The sequence below is a fragment of the Novosphingobium sp. genome (genome assembly GCF_020852455.1).
Lineage (GTDB): Bacteria > Pseudomonadota > Alphaproteobacteria > Sphingomonadales > Sphingomonadaceae > Novosphingobium.
Map to the genome: position 1 here is coordinate 23,354 of NZ_JADZAT010000031.1, position 17,669 is coordinate 41,022.

At 64.6% G+C, this 17,669-nt stretch carries 18 protein-coding genes; 9 read left to right on the forward strand and 9 right to left on the reverse strand.

What is annotated here, in order from left to right:
• Nucleotides 1-51: 51 nt before the first annotated feature.
• Together IT549_RS13970 and IT549_RS13975 are read left to right on the forward strand one after the other, a co-directional pair.
• Nucleotides 52-996: an alpha/beta hydrolase gene (locus IT549_RS13970; RefSeq protein WP_292974189.1), complete on the forward strand. Its 945-nt coding sequence runs from the start codon at nucleotides 52-54 to the stop codon at nucleotides 994-996.
• A gap of 8 nt (nucleotides 997-1,004) precedes the next feature.
• A complete protein-coding gene (locus IT549_RS13975) occupies nucleotides 1,005-1,505 on the forward strand; it encodes an RNA pyrophosphohydrolase (RefSeq protein WP_292974190.1) in 501 nt (166 codons plus the stop codon).
• A gap of 24 nt (nucleotides 1,506-1,529) precedes the next feature.
• On the opposite strand, the gene IT549_RS13980 is transcribed toward IT549_RS13975, so the two are convergent.
• The 5 genes from IT549_RS13980 to IT549_RS14000 form a co-directional block, all read right to left on the reverse strand.
• Entirely contained in the window at nucleotides 1,530-2,036 is a 507-nt protein-coding gene (locus IT549_RS13980; protein ID WP_292974191.1) for a tetratricopeptide repeat protein, read from the reverse strand.
• Nucleotides 2,037-2,076: 40 nt separating this feature from the next.
• Nucleotides 2,077-3,249 carry an RsmB/NOP family class I SAM-dependent RNA methyltransferase gene (locus IT549_RS13985; RefSeq protein WP_292974192.1) on the reverse strand — a complete coding sequence of 391 codons (1,173 nt, stop codon included), beginning with the start codon at nucleotides 3,247-3,249 and terminating at the stop codon, nucleotides 2,077-2,079.
• The gene (gene guaB / locus IT549_RS13990; protein ID WP_292974193.1) at nucleotides 3,246-4,709 is read right to left on the reverse strand and encodes an IMP dehydrogenase; all 1,464 of its coding nucleotides are present in this window, start codon (nucleotides 4,707-4,709) and stop codon (nucleotides 3,246-3,248) included. Before guaB ends, IT549_RS13985 begins: the two co-directional genes overlap by 4 nt.
• Before the next feature lie 59 nt (nucleotides 4,710-4,768).
• Nucleotides 4,769-6,241, reverse strand: coding sequence for a M20/M25/M40 family metallo-hydrolase (locus tag IT549_RS13995; protein ID WP_292974194.1), 1,473 nt, complete (start codon nucleotides 6,239-6,241; stop codon nucleotides 4,769-4,771).
• A gap of 123 nt (nucleotides 6,242-6,364) precedes the next feature.
• Entirely contained in the window at nucleotides 6,365-7,120 is a 756-nt protein-coding gene (locus tag IT549_RS14000) for a 3-hydroxybutyrate dehydrogenase (RefSeq protein ID WP_292974195.1), read from the reverse strand.
• Between the two features lie 86 nt (nucleotides 7,121-7,206).
• Here IT549_RS14000 and IT549_RS14005 point away from each other — a divergent pair, with 86 nt between their 5' ends.
• A complete protein-coding gene (locus IT549_RS14005; RefSeq protein ID WP_292974196.1) occupies nucleotides 7,207-8,070 on the forward strand; it encodes a neutral zinc metallopeptidase in 864 nt (287 codons plus the stop codon).
• Nucleotides 8,071-8,135: 65 nt separating this feature from the next.
• On the opposite strand, the gene IT549_RS14010 is transcribed toward IT549_RS14005, so the two are convergent.
• Nucleotides 8,136-8,726: a hypothetical protein gene (locus IT549_RS14010; protein ID WP_292974197.1), complete on the reverse strand. Its 591-nt coding sequence runs from the start codon at nucleotides 8,724-8,726 to the stop codon at nucleotides 8,136-8,138.
• Between the two features lie 105 nt (nucleotides 8,727-8,831).
• Here IT549_RS14010 and IT549_RS14015 point away from each other — a divergent pair, with 105 nt between their 5' ends.
• Nucleotides 8,832-9,980 carry an alpha-hydroxy acid oxidase gene (locus IT549_RS14015; protein WP_292974198.1) on the forward strand — a complete coding sequence of 383 codons (1,149 nt, stop codon included), beginning with the start codon at nucleotides 8,832-8,834 and terminating at the stop codon, nucleotides 9,978-9,980.
• A gap of 163 nt (nucleotides 9,981-10,143) precedes the next feature.
• On the opposite strand, the gene IT549_RS14020 is transcribed toward IT549_RS14015, so the two are convergent.
• Both IT549_RS14020 and IT549_RS14025 read right to left on the reverse strand, forming a co-directional pair.
• A complete protein-coding gene (locus tag IT549_RS14020) occupies nucleotides 10,144-11,754 on the reverse strand; it encodes a M56 family metallopeptidase (protein WP_292974199.1) in 1,611 nt (536 codons plus the stop codon).
• Nucleotides 11,751-12,143 carry a BlaI/MecI/CopY family transcriptional regulator gene (locus IT549_RS14025; protein ID WP_292974200.1) on the reverse strand — a complete coding sequence of 131 codons (393 nt, stop codon included), beginning with the start codon at nucleotides 12,141-12,143 and terminating at the stop codon, nucleotides 11,751-11,753. Before IT549_RS14025 ends, IT549_RS14020 begins: the two co-directional genes overlap by 4 nt.
• A gap of 275 nt (nucleotides 12,144-12,418) precedes the next feature.
• Here IT549_RS14025 and IT549_RS14030 point away from each other — a divergent pair, with 275 nt between their 5' ends.
• From IT549_RS14030 to IT549_RS14040, 3 genes are all read left to right on the forward strand, one after another.
• Nucleotides 12,419-13,741, forward strand: coding sequence for an APC family permease (locus tag IT549_RS14030; protein WP_365777235.1), 1,323 nt, complete (start codon nucleotides 12,419-12,421; stop codon nucleotides 13,739-13,741).
• A 66-nt stretch (nucleotides 13,742-13,807) separates the two neighbouring features.
• Nucleotides 13,808-15,418 (forward strand): GMC family oxidoreductase N-terminal domain-containing protein, encoded by a 1,611-nt coding sequence (locus tag IT549_RS14035; protein ID WP_292974202.1) that lies wholly within the window; start codon nucleotides 13,808-13,810, stop codon nucleotides 15,416-15,418.
• Nucleotides 15,419-15,497: 79 nt separating this feature from the next.
• Complete coding sequence (locus IT549_RS14040) at nucleotides 15,498-15,926, forward strand: hemerythrin domain-containing protein (protein ID WP_292974203.1); 429 nt, start codon at nucleotides 15,498-15,500, stop codon at nucleotides 15,924-15,926.
• Here IT549_RS14040 and IT549_RS14045 read toward each other — a convergent pair.
• Entirely contained in the window at nucleotides 15,923-16,876 is a 954-nt protein-coding gene (locus tag IT549_RS14045; RefSeq protein ID WP_292974204.1) for an MBL fold metallo-hydrolase, read from the reverse strand. The genes IT549_RS14040 and IT549_RS14045 overlap by 4 nt on opposite strands.
• A gap of 151 nt (nucleotides 16,877-17,027) precedes the next feature.
• Between IT549_RS14045 and IT549_RS14050 the strand changes: the two genes are divergently transcribed.
• Both IT549_RS14050 and IT549_RS14055 read left to right on the forward strand, forming a co-directional pair.
• Entirely contained in the window at nucleotides 17,028-17,270 is a 243-nt protein-coding gene (locus IT549_RS14050; RefSeq protein WP_292974205.1) for a type II toxin-antitoxin system ParD family antitoxin, read from the forward strand.
• Nucleotides 17,267-17,587 (forward strand): type II toxin-antitoxin system RelE/ParE family toxin, encoded by a 321-nt coding sequence (locus IT549_RS14055; RefSeq protein WP_292974206.1) that lies wholly within the window; start codon nucleotides 17,267-17,269, stop codon nucleotides 17,585-17,587. The genes IT549_RS14050 and IT549_RS14055 overlap by 4 nt, the downstream gene beginning before the upstream one ends.
• Nucleotides 17,588-17,669: the final 82 nt, after the last annotated feature.

Here is a 17,669-nt window from a genome sequence, read left to right on the forward strand (position 1 = left end):
CAATTCGCGACTTAACCTCGCGCTTAAACAGCTTTTGCGAGAGGATTCCCGATGGCCGATACCGACACATTCTACCGCGAGGACGTCAAGGCCTTCCTGGGGCTGGTCAACTCGCTCCCCGCCCCCGAGGCGCTGGTGCCCGAAGAGCAGCGTCTGGGCTACCTTGGCCTCAAGGCAATGTCAGAGGCCGACCCCAGGCCGATGGCGGTAATCAAGGACCTGACCTGCCCCGGACCTGCGGGTGACATCCCGGTGCGCTTTTACGACGTGCGGAGTGACCGTGATCCCTCCCCGGTGATCCTTTTCTTCCACGGCGGCGGGTTCGTGATCGGCGATCTTGATACGCACAATTCGCTGTGCACCGAACTGTCGGCCGTGCTCGATCTGCCGGTGCTGGCGGTCCACTATCGCCTCGCCCCTGAGCACCCCTTCCCCGCCGCGCCCGACGATTGCGAAGCCGCCGCCCGCTGGCTCGCCGCCAGCCCGGCCGAACTGGGCCGCACGGTCACCGGCCTGGTCACGATCGGCGGCAGCGCCGGGGGCAACCTCGCCACCGTCACCGCCGCCGCCCTGCGTGATCGTCCCGCCGCCGCGCCGATGCTGCTGCAAGTTCTGCTCTATCCCGCGACCGACGAATCGCAGGACGGCTCGATGGCCCAGTTCGCCGAGGGGCACTTCCTCACCAAGCTGGCGATGGACTGGTTCTATTCGCTCTACCTGCCCGAAAGCGGCAATCCGCGTGCCTTCCCGCTGCATGCCGATGCCAAGGGGATGTGCCCGGCAATCGTTGCCACGGCAGGGCTGGATCCCTTGCAGGACCAGGGCCGGCGGATGGCCGCCAAGCTGGTCGATGCCGGGGTCGATACGCTGTTCCTCCACTTCCCCGGGCTGACCCATGATTTTTCCACCACCCGCAAGGCGCTGCCCAGCGCGCAGAAGGACATGGAAACGATCATGGCGGCGATGAAGTTGATGTTGGAGAAGAATTCGGCTTAAGGGGGGCCATGTCCGATCCTTTTGCCAACCTTCCCTACCGCCCCTGCGTGGGTGTCATGCTGGTCAACGCCCAGGGCCTGGCCTTTGTCGGCCAGCGGATCGACACCCGCGGCCAGCCCGACGAGGGCGGGATCTATTGGCAGATGCCGCAGGGCGGGATCGACGAGGGCGAAGACCTGCAGACCGCCGCACTGCGCGAGCTGTGGGAGGAAACCGGGGTGGAGGAACGCCACGTCACCCTGCTCGCCCAGACCCGCGAAGAGCTGTTCTATGACCTGCCCGACGATCTGATCGGCAAGCTGTGGAAGGGCAAGTACCGCGGCCAGCGCCAGCACTGGGTGCTGGCGCGGTTTTCAGGCGATGATGCTGATATCCACCTGGCACGCCACGATCCGCCCGAATTCAGCCAGTGGCAATGGGCCCAGCCCGACGAGCTTCCGGACCTGATCGTTCCTTTCAAGAAACGCGTCTATCGCGCTGTTCTGGAAGAGTTTCGCGACCTGATCTGAGGTTCGCCGGCTAAGCGAGCGGCCTTAGTTCGAAGTCACTTCCGGCTTGGGCTTGACCTGTTCGGCGCTGACCACCTGCTTGGCCGGGCCGCGCGCGATCGCGCTGGCCAGGCTGCGCGCTGCCGCGCAATTGCTGCCGCATAGGGCGACCAGCCGGTCATAGTTCTTCTTGGCCTTTTCGACCGCGCCCTTTTCCACCAGCGCCTCGCCTTCACCGGCGATCGCATACTGGTTGTTGGGATCAAGCTTCAGCGCGACGCGGTAGTAATGCAGCGCCTTGCCCTGCATATCCTGCTTGCGCGCGGCTTCGGCGAGGTTGAGGTAGATCGCGACATGCCCCGGCTGCAGCGCCAATGCGGCTTCGAAATCGGCCACGGCATCATCGACCTGCCCGGCGACCAGTGCCGCCCGCCCGGCTTGCACCAGCGCCGCCGCACGCGGATCGAGCGGCACCGCAGGCGCGCTGAAACCGCTGCTGGCCGTCACCGCCGCAAGCATGGCAAGAGCGAGGGCGGCTGGGGTGTAACGCATTATCTGCTCCTTGAGCGTAGCCATTTCACCAAGCCTGTTATCACGGCGTTTTGAATTGGGCGACGAAAAATCCGTCAGTGCCGTCATGCGCCGGATCGAGCCGTACCCCTGCCCCGCGCACGGTCCCGGCGGGGAGTACTGGCGTGGTGGCGCGCCAGCCGGAATGCCGCTCCAGAAATCCCGCAGCCTGATCGGCCCCTTCGGCATCAAGCAAGGAACAGGTCACGAAAACCAGCCGCCCACCGGGACGCACCAAAGTGGCGGCCAGATCGAGCAACCGCGCCTGTAGGGCCACCAGTCGCGCCAGTTCACGCTCGGTCAACCGCCAGCGCGCTTCGGGATTGCGGCGCCAGGTGCCGGTGCCAGAACAGGGTGCATCGACCAGCACTGCATCGGCCTGGCCGGTCAGGTCGGCCAGCGCCTCATGCTCATGGCCAGGGTTGAGCAGGCGGGTCTCGATCATACTGGCCCCGGCTCGCTCGGCACGCGGGGTCAGGCGCGACAGCCGGGTGCGATCGCTGTCGCAGGCCAGCAGCCGCCCGCGATTGTCCATCGCCGCCGCCAGCGCGAGCGTCTTGCCCCCGGCCCCAGCGCAGAGGTCAATCACCGTCTCGCCCGGGTTGGCCGCCACGGCCAGACAGGTCAGCTGCGATCCGGCGTCCTGCACTTCGATCAGCCCCTGCTGGTAGGCGTCCCACTGCTCAACCGGGGTCCCTGGAGGAAACCGCAAACCATCGGGCACAGCCAGGCTTTCACCGGGCAGCGGCAGTTCAAGCCGCCCCGCCTTCAGTCGGTTGATCCGCAGATCGAGCGGTGCGCGGCCCAGCAGCGCCGCAGCAGCTGCGCCGTCAATCCCACTTTCGGTGAGCCGCATTTCGAGCCAGGCCGGAGCCAGCCCACCTTCGGCCGGTTGTTCGCTGGGGACAATTGGTGCCGGGGCATGGCGTGCGCCATCGAACAGTGCGGCCAGGCCCGGATCGCTCGCCGCCAGCCGCAGCATCGCTGCGCGGCCGCTGGCGGGTATCGGCCCGCAGGCGCGAATTGCCGAAAAGACCAGCTCGCGCACCGCGCGCCGATCGCCGCTGCCCATATAGCGGCGCTGGCGGAACTGGTCGGCCAGGGTCCGGTCCGCGCTGGCCCCGCCGCTACGCGCCGCAGTGATCACGGCGTCGAGCAGCTCGATCGCCGCCTGGACGCGCGCCTGCGGTGTCACAGCTTGTAGTTCGGCGCCTCGCGGGTGATCGTCACGTCGTGGACGTGGCTTTCCTTGAGGCCCGCGCCGGTAATCTGGACGAACTGACCGCGCGTCTGGAGATCTTCGATCGTGGCGCTGCCGGTGTAACCCATCGCTGCCTTGATCCCGCCGACCAGCTGGTGGACCACGTCCTTGGCTGGGCCTTTGTAAGCCACCTGGCCTTCGATCCCTTCGGGCACCAGCTTCATCTGGTCCTTGATATCGCCCTGGAAATAGCGATCGGCGCTGCCACTGCCCATCGCGCCGAGTGAGCCCATGCCGCGATAGCTCTTGTAGGCGCGGCCCTGGTACAGGAATGTTTCGCCCGGTGCCTCTTCGGTGCCGGCCAGCATCGAACCTACCATGATCGTGCTGGCCCCGGCGGCCAGCGCCTTGGCCGCATCGCCCGAAGTGCGCAGTCCGCCATCAGCGATGATCGGGGTCCGGCTGTCAGCCGCGGCGCGCGCGGCATCCATGATCGCGGTCAGCTGCGGCACGCCCACCCCGGCAACCACGCGCGTGGTGCAGATCGAGCCCGGCCCGATCCCCACCTTGACCGCATCGGCCCCGGCATCGATCAGCGCACGGGTTGCGTCATAGGTCGCGACATTGCCGGCGATCACCTGGGCTGCGTTGGAAATCTTCTTCACCCGCTCAACCGCGCGGGCGACGTCCTTGTTGTGGCCGTGGGCGGTATCGATGATCACCACGTCGCATTCGGCCGCCAGCAGCGCCTCGGTACGTTCGAAGCCCTTTTCGCCCACGGTGGTCGCCGCAGCAACGCGCAGCCGGCCAGCAGCGTCCTTGGTGGCATCTGGATAGGTTACCGCACGCTCCATGTCCTTGACGGTGATCAGGCCGGTGCAGTGATAGCTTTCATCCACCACCAACAGCTTTTCGATCCGGCGGGCATGCAGCAGGCGGCGGGCCTCGTCCTGGCTGACCCCGGCGCGGACGGTGACCAGGTTCTCATGCGTCATCAGTTCGCGCACGGGCTGGGCCGGATTGTCGGCAAAGCGGACATCCCGGTTGGTCAGAATGCCCACCAGCTTGCCGCCCGATTCGACCACGGGAATCCCGGAAATTCGGTTGGCCTGCATCAGCGCGCTGGCTTCGCCCAGCGTTGCATCGGGCGAAATGGTGATCGGATTGACCACCATCCCGCTTTCAAACCGCTTGACCGCCCGCACCGCTGCGCACTGTTCCTCGACCGTCAGGTTGCGGTGCAGCACCCCGATCCCGCCCAGCTGGGCCATGACGATCGCCATATCAGCCTCGGTCACCGTATCCATCGCCGATGAGATCACTGGGATATTGAGCCCGATCTGGCCGGTCAGCCGGGTACGGGTATCAGCCATCGAAGGCAGGATATCGGATTCCGCCGGACGCAGCAGGACGTCGTCGAAAGTCAGGCCAAGGGGGATGTCGTTGGTTGCCACAGTGCCTCGTGCAGGGTTCGATTCGTGGCGGCCCATGTAAACGCACTGTGCCCAAAGGGCTAGGGCCGTTTCGGCACTTTCTTGACGTCGCTGAACCAGCGGGTCAGCGCCACCAGGAATTCAACGTCGTCCGCCGCCCCGCCCAGCTCGATCGCGGGCTTCACCACGTCGGTCGGGCGGTGATAATCGGTATCCATGAAGCGTTCGACCGTGGCAATGTCGCTCCACGAACTGGATACCATCACCGCCGGCACATCATGCTTGAGCAGCGCCCAGCCATCCTGCCGCCGCACCCAGGCATTGGCCTTGTCATCGCCGACCAGTTTCTTCTTCTGCTGCTTGGCCACGGCAGCAATCTGGGCATCGAGCCCGGTCATGCCTTTGCCGACCACGGCGAAGGGCTGCCCCGAAGGACCCAGCGCGACACTGTCAATATTGAACGCGGCAACGAACTGCCCCAGCGGCACCGGTGGATTTTCGGCAAAGGCCTGTGCGCCCAGGAGACCTAATTCCTCGCCGGTGGTGAACAGCACATAGACGTCGCGATCCAGCTGCGGTTGCCGGGCCAGCCGCCGGGTGGCCTCGATCAGCACCGCCATGCCGCTGGCATTGTCGATCGCGCCGTTGCAGATCAGGTGTTCGGCCGGAGGCTCGGCGCATTCGCCGAAGTGGTCCCAGTGCGCCAGCAGCAGCACCGCACCCAGTTCAGGCCGCTTGCCCGGCAGCTTGCCGATCACGTTATGGGTATGGATCCGGGTTTCGCGGGTGGTCGCTTCCAGCGAGACCGCAAGGTCGATTGGTCCAGGCACGAAATCGGGCGCAGCCGCACTCGACTTGAGGCTGGCCAGGCTGACCTTGGTCCCAACCAGCGCCCCGCCCAGCGCCTCGGCACTGATGAAGGCGTCCAGATCGCCGCCCAGTTCTGCCCCGGCCAGGGCGTAGCCCTGCCGCTTGCGGTGCGCGCCAACCTGTTCAAGCGTCCGTTCCCCGTCGAGCACGGTCAGCACGCCCGAAGCCCCGGCCTGCAGCAGCGCGTTCTGCCGTTCGGAATTGTCCTGCCCGCCATCGAGCAGCAATGCGACCCGCCCGGCCAGATCGGCCCGGGCCGGGATCACCTTGCCGGTGCCGACGAACACCAGCGGCGCATTCTCCACCAGCGCGCGCTTGCCCGAAGTCAGCACCAGCACCTGATCCTGCCGAACGAACACCCGCTTGCCCTTGCGGCTGAACACCGCGCGGCTGACATCGGGTTCGCGCGCCAGGATCGTCACCGGCGCGAACCAGGCATGCCCGGGATCGTTGGTGCCCGAAACCAGCCCCATATCGACCAGCTGTTTGCTGAGATAGCGCAGCGTCTTGACCTCGCCATCAGTGCCCGGCTCGCGTCCGCCATAGGCATCGCTGGCCAGTTCGACGATGTGCGCCATCAGCTGCGTCTTGAGCTCGGCCGCGGCCTTTTCCTGGCGCGATGCTGCATGGAGCGGGCCGAACGCGGTTGTCGCCGCCAGCAGCAGCAAAACACAACGGCTCATCGCTCTCGCAAAACGCTTCATCGACAGCCATCAATCACGAAAGCCGTCATCCCCGCAAGCGCATAAGTTGTCGCTTGCGACGAGTTGTTCGCGCTGGTTGCAGGAAAGCTACAGTTGCATGTGCTATTCGGCGGTCCAGCCGCCGTCCATCGAGATATTGGTCCCGGTAATGTTGGCAGCAGCGTCACGACACAGGAACACAGCCATTTCACCGATGTCCGAAGGCTGAACGAACTTCTTGGTCGGCTGGCGGGTCAGCAGCACATCATTGATCACCTGATCGCGGGTCAGATTGCGGGCAGCCATGGTGTCGGGGATCTGGTTTTCGACCAGCGGGGTCCAGACATAGCCCGGGCTGATGCAATTGGCGGTGATGTTGAAGGTCGCCAGTTCCAGCGCCAGGGTCTTGGTCAGCCCCGCCAGCCCGTGCTTGGCCGAAACATAGGCCGCCTTGTAAGGCGATGCGGTCAGCGAATGGGCGCTGGCGGTGTTGATGATCCGCCCCCACCCGGCCGCCTTCATGTGCGGGATCGCCAGCCGGCAGGCATCGAACGCGGCGGTCAGGTTCAGCGCGATGATCGTGTCCCACTTGTCGACCGGAAACTCCTCGACCGGGGCGACGTGCTGCATCCCGGCATTGTTGACGAGGATGTCGATCGGCCCTGCCCCGGCCATCAGCGCCTCCACCCCGGCGCGGCTGGCGAGGTCGGCAGGGACGTGGCTGGCCTTAAGCTCGTCGCACAGGGCGGCGATGGTCGCCTCGTCACCAAAGCCCGACAGCACGACTTCGGCCCCTTCGGCATGCAGCGAACGGGCGATGGCCAGGCCAATGCCCGAAGTGGAACCCGTTATCAGCGCGCGCTTGCCGGACAGGAACATTCTCGACTCCAACCTTTTGAAGAAATGGCTATAGCTGGGCCATTGCGGCTGGGACGCGCCTTGTCCAGCCCGTTGGAGGGACTTTCATGCGGCTCGACGATTTCGATCCCAACGCCATCAATGTCGAAGATCAGCGCGGTGGCGGCAGCCGCATGCCGGTTGGACGCGGCGGACAGCTTGGTTGCGGAACGCTGGTGATCGTGCTGATCGCGGCCACGGTGTTCGGCGTCGATCCCACGCAGATGCTGGGCGGGCTTCAGCAAGGTGCGCCGGTTGAGCAATCGGCCCCCGCAGCGGGCGGCTCTACCACCAGCGAAAGTTGCACCACCGACCCGCTGAGCCGCGAGACCTGCAACGCGCTGTCGTCGCTCAACAAGACCTGGGAGCCGATCTTCCGTCAGGCCGGAGTCAAATTCGCCCAGCCCAAGCTGGTGTTCTATTCGCAGGCCGGACAATCCGGTTGCGGCGCGGCGCAAAGCGCGATGGGGCCGTTCTACTGCCCCAGCGATCAGGGCATCTACATCGACACCGATTTCTATCGCGAAATGGAAAGCAACCTGGGGGCCGGTGGCGATTTCGCCCGGGCCTATGTCATCGCGCATGAATTCGGCCATCACATCCAGACGCTGACCGGCATTTCCGACCAGATCCGCAGCGCCCAGCAGCAACGCCCGAACCGCGCCAACCAGTTGCAGGTGCGGATGGAACTGCAGGCCGATTGCTATGCCGGGGTCTGGGCCGCGCGCAATCGTGACCGGATCGAACCGGGCGACATGGAAGAAGGTCTCAAGGCTGCCCATTCGATCGGCGATGACACCCTGATGCGTAACGCCGGGCGGCGCCCGGTCGAAGCCGCCTTCACCCATGGATCGAGCGAACAGCGCATGGAGGCGCTGCGCAGGGGGCTGCAGGGTTCGGACGACAGCGTCTGCGACGTTTACATGCAATAGCGGGATCGGAGGGCAAGCCCGTCCGCCTGACCTCCAAATCTGGTAAGGCGGATTGGACGCTGACCCTAGTTGCCGCTGCGCCAGCGATTCCATTTGTAAAACCCGGCCAGCAGGACCGGAAGAACCAGCACGATTTCCATCAGCATGAAATTCATCGCCTGAAGCTGAATCATCCCGATATTCTCGAGGTTTGGCACAAGTTCCATGTGGGGGGGCAGCAGGTTGGGCAGCATGAATTTCACAAGCTCCTCGTTCGACCAGGGCAGGAATGTCAGCAGAATCCCGTACCAGATCGTTGGAAACAAGACCAAGAACTTGGCGAACGAAGTTGCCGCCCTGGCCCAGATTCGTTCGCAAAATTCGTCCCGAAAACTGCTGAAGGCCAGCAGGAAGATCAGGATCCATCCCGACGGATATTCCAGCGTCAACTGCAGGCGATACAGGAACTGCCCGAAATCGGACTGCGAATAGAGCGGTTCCGGAAGGATCCTGAAATCCTGCAGAAGCGCCTTTCCCTGGACATAGAACTGAATCCAGAAGCAGATGTCGATCAAGAGGTTATAGTTGCGCCTGATCGCATTCCTTGTCTTGATCAAGCCATTCCCGATCCAGCCGACTGGACCTCCAAACGAAGCAATCTGATCGCTGGCCTGCATCAACAATTCTCCCGCCCGAAGACCCTCTATCGCTTTGACCAGACAGCTTATCAAGCACCCAACATCAGAATTGCAGGACGGTGACGCTTGATCTACTCGCCTGTCATGCGCCTTTCCGATTGCCACAACATCGACGACTTCCGCCGCCTGGCCAAGGCGCGGCTGCCCTGGCCGGTGTTCGACTATATCGATGGCGCCGCCGATGATGAGCTGACCAAGGCGCGCAACACCGAAGCCTACAACCGCGCCGATCTGGTCCCCGATGTGCTGGCCGGGGTCGAGACGATCGACCTGTCATGTTCGATCCTGGGCCGCCGCAGCGCCTTGCCGCTGGTCCTCTCCCCCACTGCGCTGCAACGGGTGTTCCACTGGCAGGGCGAACGCGCGGTGGCGCGGGCGGCAGAGAAGTTCGGGGTATGGTGCGGGATTTCCAGCCTGGCCACCGTCAGCATCGAAGAGATCGGCGCGCTGATTTCGACGCCCAAGATGTTCCAGCTCTATGTCCACAAGGACAAGGGACTCAACGCATCGATGATCGAACGCTGCAAGGCGGCGAAGTTCGATGCGATCGCGCTGACGGTGGACACGATCGTCGGCGGCAAGCGCGAGCGCTGCCTGCGTTCGGGCTTTTCCTCGCCGCCGAAGTTCACCGCCAGCTCGGCGCTGTCCTATGCGGTCAAGCCGCGCTGGGCGCTCGACTATCTGTTCCGCGAACGCTTCGCCCTGCCCAACCTCGACACCCACGTGCGCGAAGGCACAGCGGAATCGGTTTCGATCCAGAAGTACTTCTCGGAAATGCTCGACCAGTCGATGGACTGGAAAATGGTCGAACAGATCCGGGCCGACTGGGGCGGAACCTTTGCGCTCAAAGGCGTGATGAGCGTGGCCGACGCGCGCCGCGCGGCCGACATGGGGATCGACGCGATCATGATTTCCAACCACGGCGGGCGGCAGCTGGACGGCAGCCGCGCCCCGTTCGACCAGCTGCCGGAGATTGTCGAGGCGGTCGGCGGGCGGATCGAAGTGATCTGCGATGGCGGAGTGCGGCGCGGCACCCATGTGCTGAAAAGCCTCTGCGCCGGGGCCACCGCGGCTTCGGGCGGGCGGCTCTACCTCTATGCGCTGGCCGCTGCTGGACAGGACGGAGTGGAACGCGCGCTGACGATCCTGAAGGAAGAGATCGAGCGCGGAATGAAGCTGATGGGGGTGAAGTCCGTGGCGGAACTCACCCCAGATCGGCTGCGCTGGCGGTAGCAGGCCCTCTCCATTTTTCGCGAACGCGACAAATGGGGAGGTGGATCGGCCGTAAGGCCGAGACGGAGGGGCTTTGGACGCTAGCGTCGATACCCCTCCGTCAGCCGCTTCGCGTCTGCCACCTCCCCAGATGTGCTTCGCAAATCTGGAGAGGGTCTGATGGTCAGCCCGCCTTCGAAAGCTTCGCGATTTCCGCATCAAGTTGCTGCAGGATCTCGGACTTGATCTTGTCAGACAGGTTGCTGTCCCGGGCCACCCGGTCACGCGCCTTCTTCAGCCCGTCAAGCGCATGCGCCTTGTCACCGGCCTTGCTGCAGATCATCACCCGCGAAACCTCGCGCTTGCCGCCTTCGTTGCTTTCCGAAGTGGCGGTGATCGGCTTGCCTTCGCTGCAAGTGCTCATCGCCATGGCGTGATCGCCGGTCCAGGCCACGGCCTTGCCATCGCCGTTGTGGCTCATCACGAAGCTGCGGACTTCGTGCTTGCCGGCCTTTGGTGCGCCCGCGCCATCGGTGCTGACCATCACGATCTTCTGGACCTTGTGCGACTTGCCATCGGACGTGACGTTGTCAGTCATCAGCATGTGTTCGTCGGCCATCGCCATGACATGGGCATCGGCCATGCCGGCTTCAGCCTTGGCCACGCGGGCTTCGGCTTCGGCATCGCTGAGCGGCTCTCTGGTCTTGAGCACGATGGTCTTGCCGCCGCGTTCGATCACCCTGGTGTGCAGCGTCTTGTCATCGTGCCCGGCGCCGTCGGAATGATCGACGATCATGATCTTGGTGGTCTTCTGAATCTTCGGCGCATCGGGCGCGGCCGGTGCCTCGGGCGCAGCAGGCGCTGCGGGCGGCGCCGGCGGTTCGGGCGCATCCTGCGCGGCATAGCTGATCGAAGCGGTCAGCGGCAGCGCCAACACCGCGGCGCCCAGCAGCAGGCGGCCCAGCAGGCGTTCGTGCGATTTGGGTTGGGTCATGGTCAGGCTCCTCAAACGATGGATTATGCTCTTTTCGCCCAGCACCGGGCAGGCCATCGGCGCGGCCATGGCCAGGCGGGGTGAATGGGCAAAGCTGGTGATCAGGCGGGCATAGGCAGCGCGGGTCGCGGCATCACGGCCGGCCAGCACGCGGGCATCGCAGGCCGCCTCCTGATCGCGCCGCATCGCCCGCCAGCCGGCCCAGGCCAGCGGGTTGAACCAGTGCAGCGCCAGCAGCGGCTGCATTGCGATGTTGGCCGCCAGATCGCGCCCGGCGTGGTGTTCAAGCTCATGCGCGATGGCCAGGTCGCGCCCGGCACGATCGGTCCGGTCCATGAACCCAAGCGGCAAGGCAACCACCTTGTCGTGCAGCCCGAAGGCCACTGGCGCGGCAATCGCCGGGGATTCAACCAGCCGCACCGCGCCATGCTCGCCCACCGGGTGCGCCTGGGCGAGTAAAGTGCGGCGCATCGCGCGGTATGACCAGACCCGCCAGAGCAGAAAGGCCAGTGCGCCCGCCAGCCACACCGCCTGGATCACCGGGGCAGGATCGATCCAGGCGGGGGCCGGTGGCGTCGTGGCAGCAGGGACTAGCTCCACCACCACGCCGGAAACGGGTTCGACAAGGGCAACCGGGTCAGCCGGCAGGACCAGCGGCGGCAGCACCAGCCGCAAGAGCGGCAGCGCCCACAGCGCATAGGCCAGACCCGGCCCGAAATAACGGGCAACCGGGCGGCGCAGCACCAGCACCAGGGCGATCAGCGCGCCGGTGTAGAGTGCGGTGTCGAGCAGCCAGGTCATTGCCCGCCCTCCTTGCGAATGGTCTTGAGCAGCGCCTCGATCTGGTCGAGGTCCTTGTCGCTCAGCGCTTCGGCTTCGGCCAGATGCGCGAACAGCCCGGCCGCGCTGCCGCCAAACAGGCGATCGACCAGCCGGCGGCTTTCCCCGCCCAGATAGGCCTCGCGGGCAATCGCCGGCGAATAGAGGAACCGCTTGCCATCGGGCTGGGTAACAATCGCCTGCTTGGCGACCAGCCGCGACAGCAGCGTCTTGACCGTGGCCAGGCTCCACCCCCGCGCCGGGGCGACCGTATCGGCCACCTCGTTCGCGGTCTGCGGATGGCGCGCCCACAGCGCTTCCATTACCGCATGCTCAGCCTCGCTGATCCGTTCAACGGATTCTTCGGCCATCTCCCACCTCGTATCGTTTACGTGTGTAATCGATTGCTCCGCCAAACCTGAACGCCGGATTTACAGCCAGACAGGCTCGACCAACGACATCGAACGGGCGACGAACGGCCAGCTATCGACCTTTCCGATAGCTAACGGCCTGCATTATGGCTCTTGCTACTCCCCCCGCATGCGACATGGTGCACGCCACAAGACACAACAAAGGGGACAGGGTTGCCATGGCGCAAGAGCATAGCCTCGCCAAAGGGGCATTGGGGGTTGTTGAATCCGTAATCATGGGCATCGCGGGGACCGCCCCCGCCTATTCGATCGCGGCCACGACCGCGCTGATCGTGGGAACGGTCGGCGTGCTGTCGGTCGGCTCGATCCTCTATTGCGGGCTGATCATGTTCGGCATGATGCTGGCCTTCATCAACCTCAACAAGATGGCGCCCGATGCCGGGGCCAGCTTCGCCTGGGTCAGCCGGGTGTTCGGCCCGACCTGGGGGTTCTTCTCCGGCTGGGGGCTGATCGTCGCTTCGGTGGTGTTCATGGTCACCGCCACGGTGCCAGCCGCCCAGGCCACGCTGAAGATCCTCTCGCCCGATCATGTTGACAGCACCGGCTGGGTTACCGCCACTGCGGCGATCTGGCTGACGCTGATTTCGGCAGTGGTCGGCAAGGGGATCAAGCACGCCAGCTTTGCGCAGATCCTGTTCACGATCATCGAAACCGCGATCGTGCTGACGATCATCGCGGCCGGGCTGTACTACTTCTGGGACCAGCCGGCCCACGTGCCCAGCCTGCACTGGTTCTCGCCCACCTCGTTCACTGCCGAAACCTTTGCTTCGGGCGCGCTGGTGGCGATCTTCTTCTACTGGGGCTGGGACGTGACGATGAACCTGGGTGAGGAAACCGTCGAAGGCGAGCCCCAGCCGGCCGGCAAGGGTGCGTTCTGGTCGATGGTCAACCTGATCGTGTTCTTCGTGATCATGCTCACCGTGGTGCTGATCGTACTGACCGATCAGGAAATTGCAGACGCCGATACCAATGTGATGTTCGCGGTGGCCGAAAAGCTGTTCCCCAGTCCGTGGGGTTACCTGGCGGTGGTTTCGACCATCCTTTCGACCATCGGCACGATTGAAACACAGATCCTGTGCTTCACCCGCTCGATGTTCTCGATGAGCCGCGCCGACATGCTCCACCCGCGCTATGCCAAAGTCCACCCCGAATGGCAGACCCCGCTGACCGCGACCGTGTGGATCTGGGCGCTGGGGCTTTTGCTGCTGCTGGGCTTTTCCTATCTGCCGGCGGTGACCGACATCCTCAATACCTCGCTGACCGCGATCGGCCTGCAGATCTGCTTCTACATGGGCATCGCCGGTGCTGCCTCGGTCTGGCACTATCGCGGCATGATCAGGGGCAAGCCGATGGACGCTTTGACCCACGTGATCTGGCCCGGCCTTTCCACCGCCTTCATGGTCTTCGTCGGGTTCTATTCGATGAAGGACCTTGACTGGCTGACCATCGGCGTCGGCCTGGGCGGGATCGCGCTGGGCTTTGTCCCGCTGCTGCTGAGCGCCCAGCGCCGCAAGGCCGCGGTACCCGCCGCCGCCTGATCGCCACGCTGCCCCTTGCCCCGTCCGGGCGATTGCCCCAAGATCGACCGGACGGGAGGCAGGGCAATGCAGGTGGATGAATTCGACTATGTGATCGTCGGCGGGGGTTCGGCCGGCTGTGTGCTGGCCGGGCGGCTGACCGAAGACCCGGCGGTCACCGTCTGCCTGCTTGAGGCCGGGGGATCGGACCAGTCGGTGTTTGTCCAGGCCCCGGTCGGCTCGGTGGCGATGATGCCCACCAAGTTCAACAACTATGCCTATGAAACAGTGCCCCAGCCCGGCCTGAACGGACGGCGCGGATACCAGCCGCGCGGACGGGTGCTGGGCGGATCAAGCTCGATCAACGCCATGCTCTATGTCCGCGGCAACCGCTGGGACTATGACGAGTGGGCCCGGCTGGGCAATGCCGGCTGGAGCTTTGACGAGTGCCTGCCCTACTTCAAGAAGGCCGAAAACAACGAGCAGTTCGACAACGAATGGCATGGCCAGGGCGGCCCGCTCAACGTCACTTACCCCAACCACCAGAGCCCGCTGGCCGAACTGTTCATCGAAGGTGCCAAGCTGCACCAGATCCGCCCCAACCCGGACTACAATGGCGAGCAGCAGGAAGGCACCTTCCACTATCAGGCCACCCAGAAGGATGGCGAGCGCTGCAGCGCGGCCAAGGCCTATCTCACCCCCAACCTTTCGCGGCCCAACCTGAAGGTGGTGACCGGGGCGCTGACCCACCGGGTCTTGATCGAACAGGGCGAGGCGCAGGGCGTCGAGTACGAAACCGGCGGGACATTGCGCACCGCCCGGGCCCGGCGAGAGACCCTGGTTTGCGGCGGGGCCTTCGGATCGCCGCAGCTGCTGTTGCTGTCCGGGATCGGCGATGGAGAGGACCTGAACGCCCAGGGGATCGCGGTGCAATGCCACGCGCCCGGCGTCGGCAAGAACCTGCAGGACCATATCGACTATGTGCAGAGCTGGCGGATCAAGGACCGCAGCGACGTGTTTGGCGTGGCGCCCAAGTCGGGTCTGGCCTTCATCAAGGGCATGTTCCAGTGGAGCAAGTCACGCACCGGCCTGCTCACCAGCCCCTTCGTCTGTTCGGGCGCCTTCGTGAAGAGCGGCGCCGATGTGCCCGCGCCCGATCTGCAATTGCTGATGGTGCTGGCGATCGTGGACGATCACGCCCGCAAGCAGCATCTGGGCACCGGGATTTCCTGCCATGTCGATCTGCTGCGCCCCTACAGCCGCGGCACGGTGGCGCTGGGCAGCCGCGATCCCCGCGATGCACCGCTGATCGATCCGCGTTTCCTGGCCGATGAGCGCGATCTGGCGGTGCTGCTGAAGGGCGGGCAGCTTCAGCAATCAATCATGGAGAGCGCGGCTTTCGACGGTGTGCGCGGCAAGATGCTCTATGCGATCGACCGCAACGATGTGGCGGCGATGGAAGAGGACATCCGCAACCGTGCCGATACCCAGTACCACCCGGTCGGGACCTGCAAGATGGGGCCGGACAGCGATCCGCTGGCGGTGGTCGATGCCCGGCTGAAGGTGCGCGGGGTCGGCCGGCTGCGGGTGATCGATGCTTCGGTGATGCCCAACCTGGTCAGCGGCAACACCAATGCGCCAACGATCATGATCGCGGAAAAGGCCGCCGACATGCTGAAAGCGGACGCACGCGGCTAACCCCCCGTTTACCCGAGCTACACACCTTGGCGCTACACCGCTGGGCTTAGCAGACTGTGCCTGGGGAGGCCACGGGACCATGAGCCGCATTGCCATCTGGCGCAAACAGCATGACCTGATCGTCGATCTGGCTGGCGATGTGGAGGCCATCCTGCCCCGGCTCGACACTATCGAAGCTGCCGAGCAGCTGGCCAAGGTCCTGATCCGGCTCGATTCCGTCCTGCTTACCCATCTGACCTCGGAAGACGCCTTCCTCTATCCGGCGATGATCGATGGCAGCGATCGTAATGCCGCAGACGTGGCCAGCAGTTTCAAGACGGAAATGGGCGGAATCGTGCACAGCTATTCCCGGTTCAAGGAAACCTGGTCCGGCGCTGCTGCGATCCATGGCAATCCGGGCTGGTTCAGGCGTGACTGGAAGGCGCTGCTGGCCGCGCTCGCCAATCGGATCGAACGCGAGAACACCATGCTCTACCCGCTGGCCGAAAGGGCCGAGCGGGTCGGCTAAGCCGCTGTGCGGCAATAGGCCATCCGCTTGTCGGCCGGCGCGCGCAGCACCTCGGCGACATAGTAGCGGGCCATCATGCCCACATCATCGCGTTCGGCCGGAGTATAGAACCCTGCCGCGTCGGCCTGCCACTGCGCGGCGCAGGCCTGCGGTGTAGCGCTTGAGTGCGCGCAGTCGACATAGCGGGTGTAGGCCTTGTGCCAGCGGTTGAACGCCTTGCGGCTCATCGGGGCACCATGCCCGGGGATCAGCGTGGTCCAGCGCGCCCTGGCGATGGCATTCAGCGCCTCGGCCCAACCCTCTTCGCAAGCGGTGTCAAAGAACGGAAGCGGCGCCACCACCAGATCGCCGACCACGGCCAGTTGCTCGTCGGGCACCAGCAGCCACAGGTCACCCTCGGTGGCGGCATTGCGGGCCAGATTTACCACCAGACGCCGCCCGCCCAGCATGACCGGCCCGGATTGCACCACCGGATCGGCCGGAACCAGCGCAGGCCGATCGTCCAACAGCGCCTGCGCGCGGGCAATCCGGGCCCTGTCAGCAGCAGGTGTCTTGGGATCGGCCAGTCGCTGGCGAGCCGCTTCGCGGCCTTTCGCAAGGAACCCGCTGAGCGCCCCGCTGGCCGCATCGCTCGCAATCAGGCGGGCCTTGGGATAGATCGCGAAGAGATCGCGGTTGCCGGTGCTGTGATCGAGGTGCCAGTGCGTATTGACCACCGCCACCACCGGCTTGCCCACTTTGCGCGGGTGATCGAGCACCGCCTGAGCATGTTCGGGATGCCGTCCGGTATCGACCACCACCAGCCCCTGCGGCGCATCAAGGATCACCGTGTTGCCATCCGGTCCGCGCTCAAGGTCGATATGGCCGGGCTGGAACACATGGGCCGCGGGTCGCGGCGCGACGGCGGACAGCGCAAGGGCGGCGGCAATCAGGGCAACTGGTTTGAGCATGGTGATGGATGCTCCCTCCCGCAAGGCGTGGTGCCTAGGGTTGAGCAGGCGCCGCCGCGATGGATAGCCGCAATCGACGAAGGAGGATTGAGGCTCGGCGGAGGTGGCCGTCGGCTTGAACGCGTTACCAATATTTGGTACGCTTCCTCCCATGGCCAGCAAGAACACCTCGATCGCCCTTGGCGCCCCCTTCATTGAATTCGCCCGCCGCAAGGTGGAAAGCGGTGAATTCGGCTCGACCAGTGAAGTGGTGAGAGAGGCGATGCGACAGTATATGCACGAGGATGCGGCGATCCAGGCAGTGCGTGCGATGGTGCAAAAGTCGCTCGATAGCGGACCAGCGGTAGAGTTCGATATCGACGCCTGGTTTGAGGAAAAGTTCGGGTCCGAATGACGCGCAAGCTGATCTATCGACCTGACGCGCTTGCCGATCTGAACGAGGTTGAGCGCTACACACGGCGAACCTGGGACAACGATCAAGCCAGGCGCTATGTCGCCATGCTGGTGGCTGACATCAAGAAGCTGCGCAGCTCAGCCCTGCGACATCCCTTGTACGATCCGATCAATCCCGGCCTGCGCCGCAAGCGCAGCGGGATGCATCACATCTATTTCATTGTCAGCAAGAACACCGTCGAAGTGCTCAACGTGATCCACGCCCAGCGCGATCCGGGGATGCTTTTGAAGGCTGGGAAGTGGGAGGATGAGGGGTGAGTATTGTTTGAAGGGATTAAGGTGTCACTGCAACCATTGCAGCTATCATTTGAGGACTGCTAAGAAGCGGTGATCGAACAAA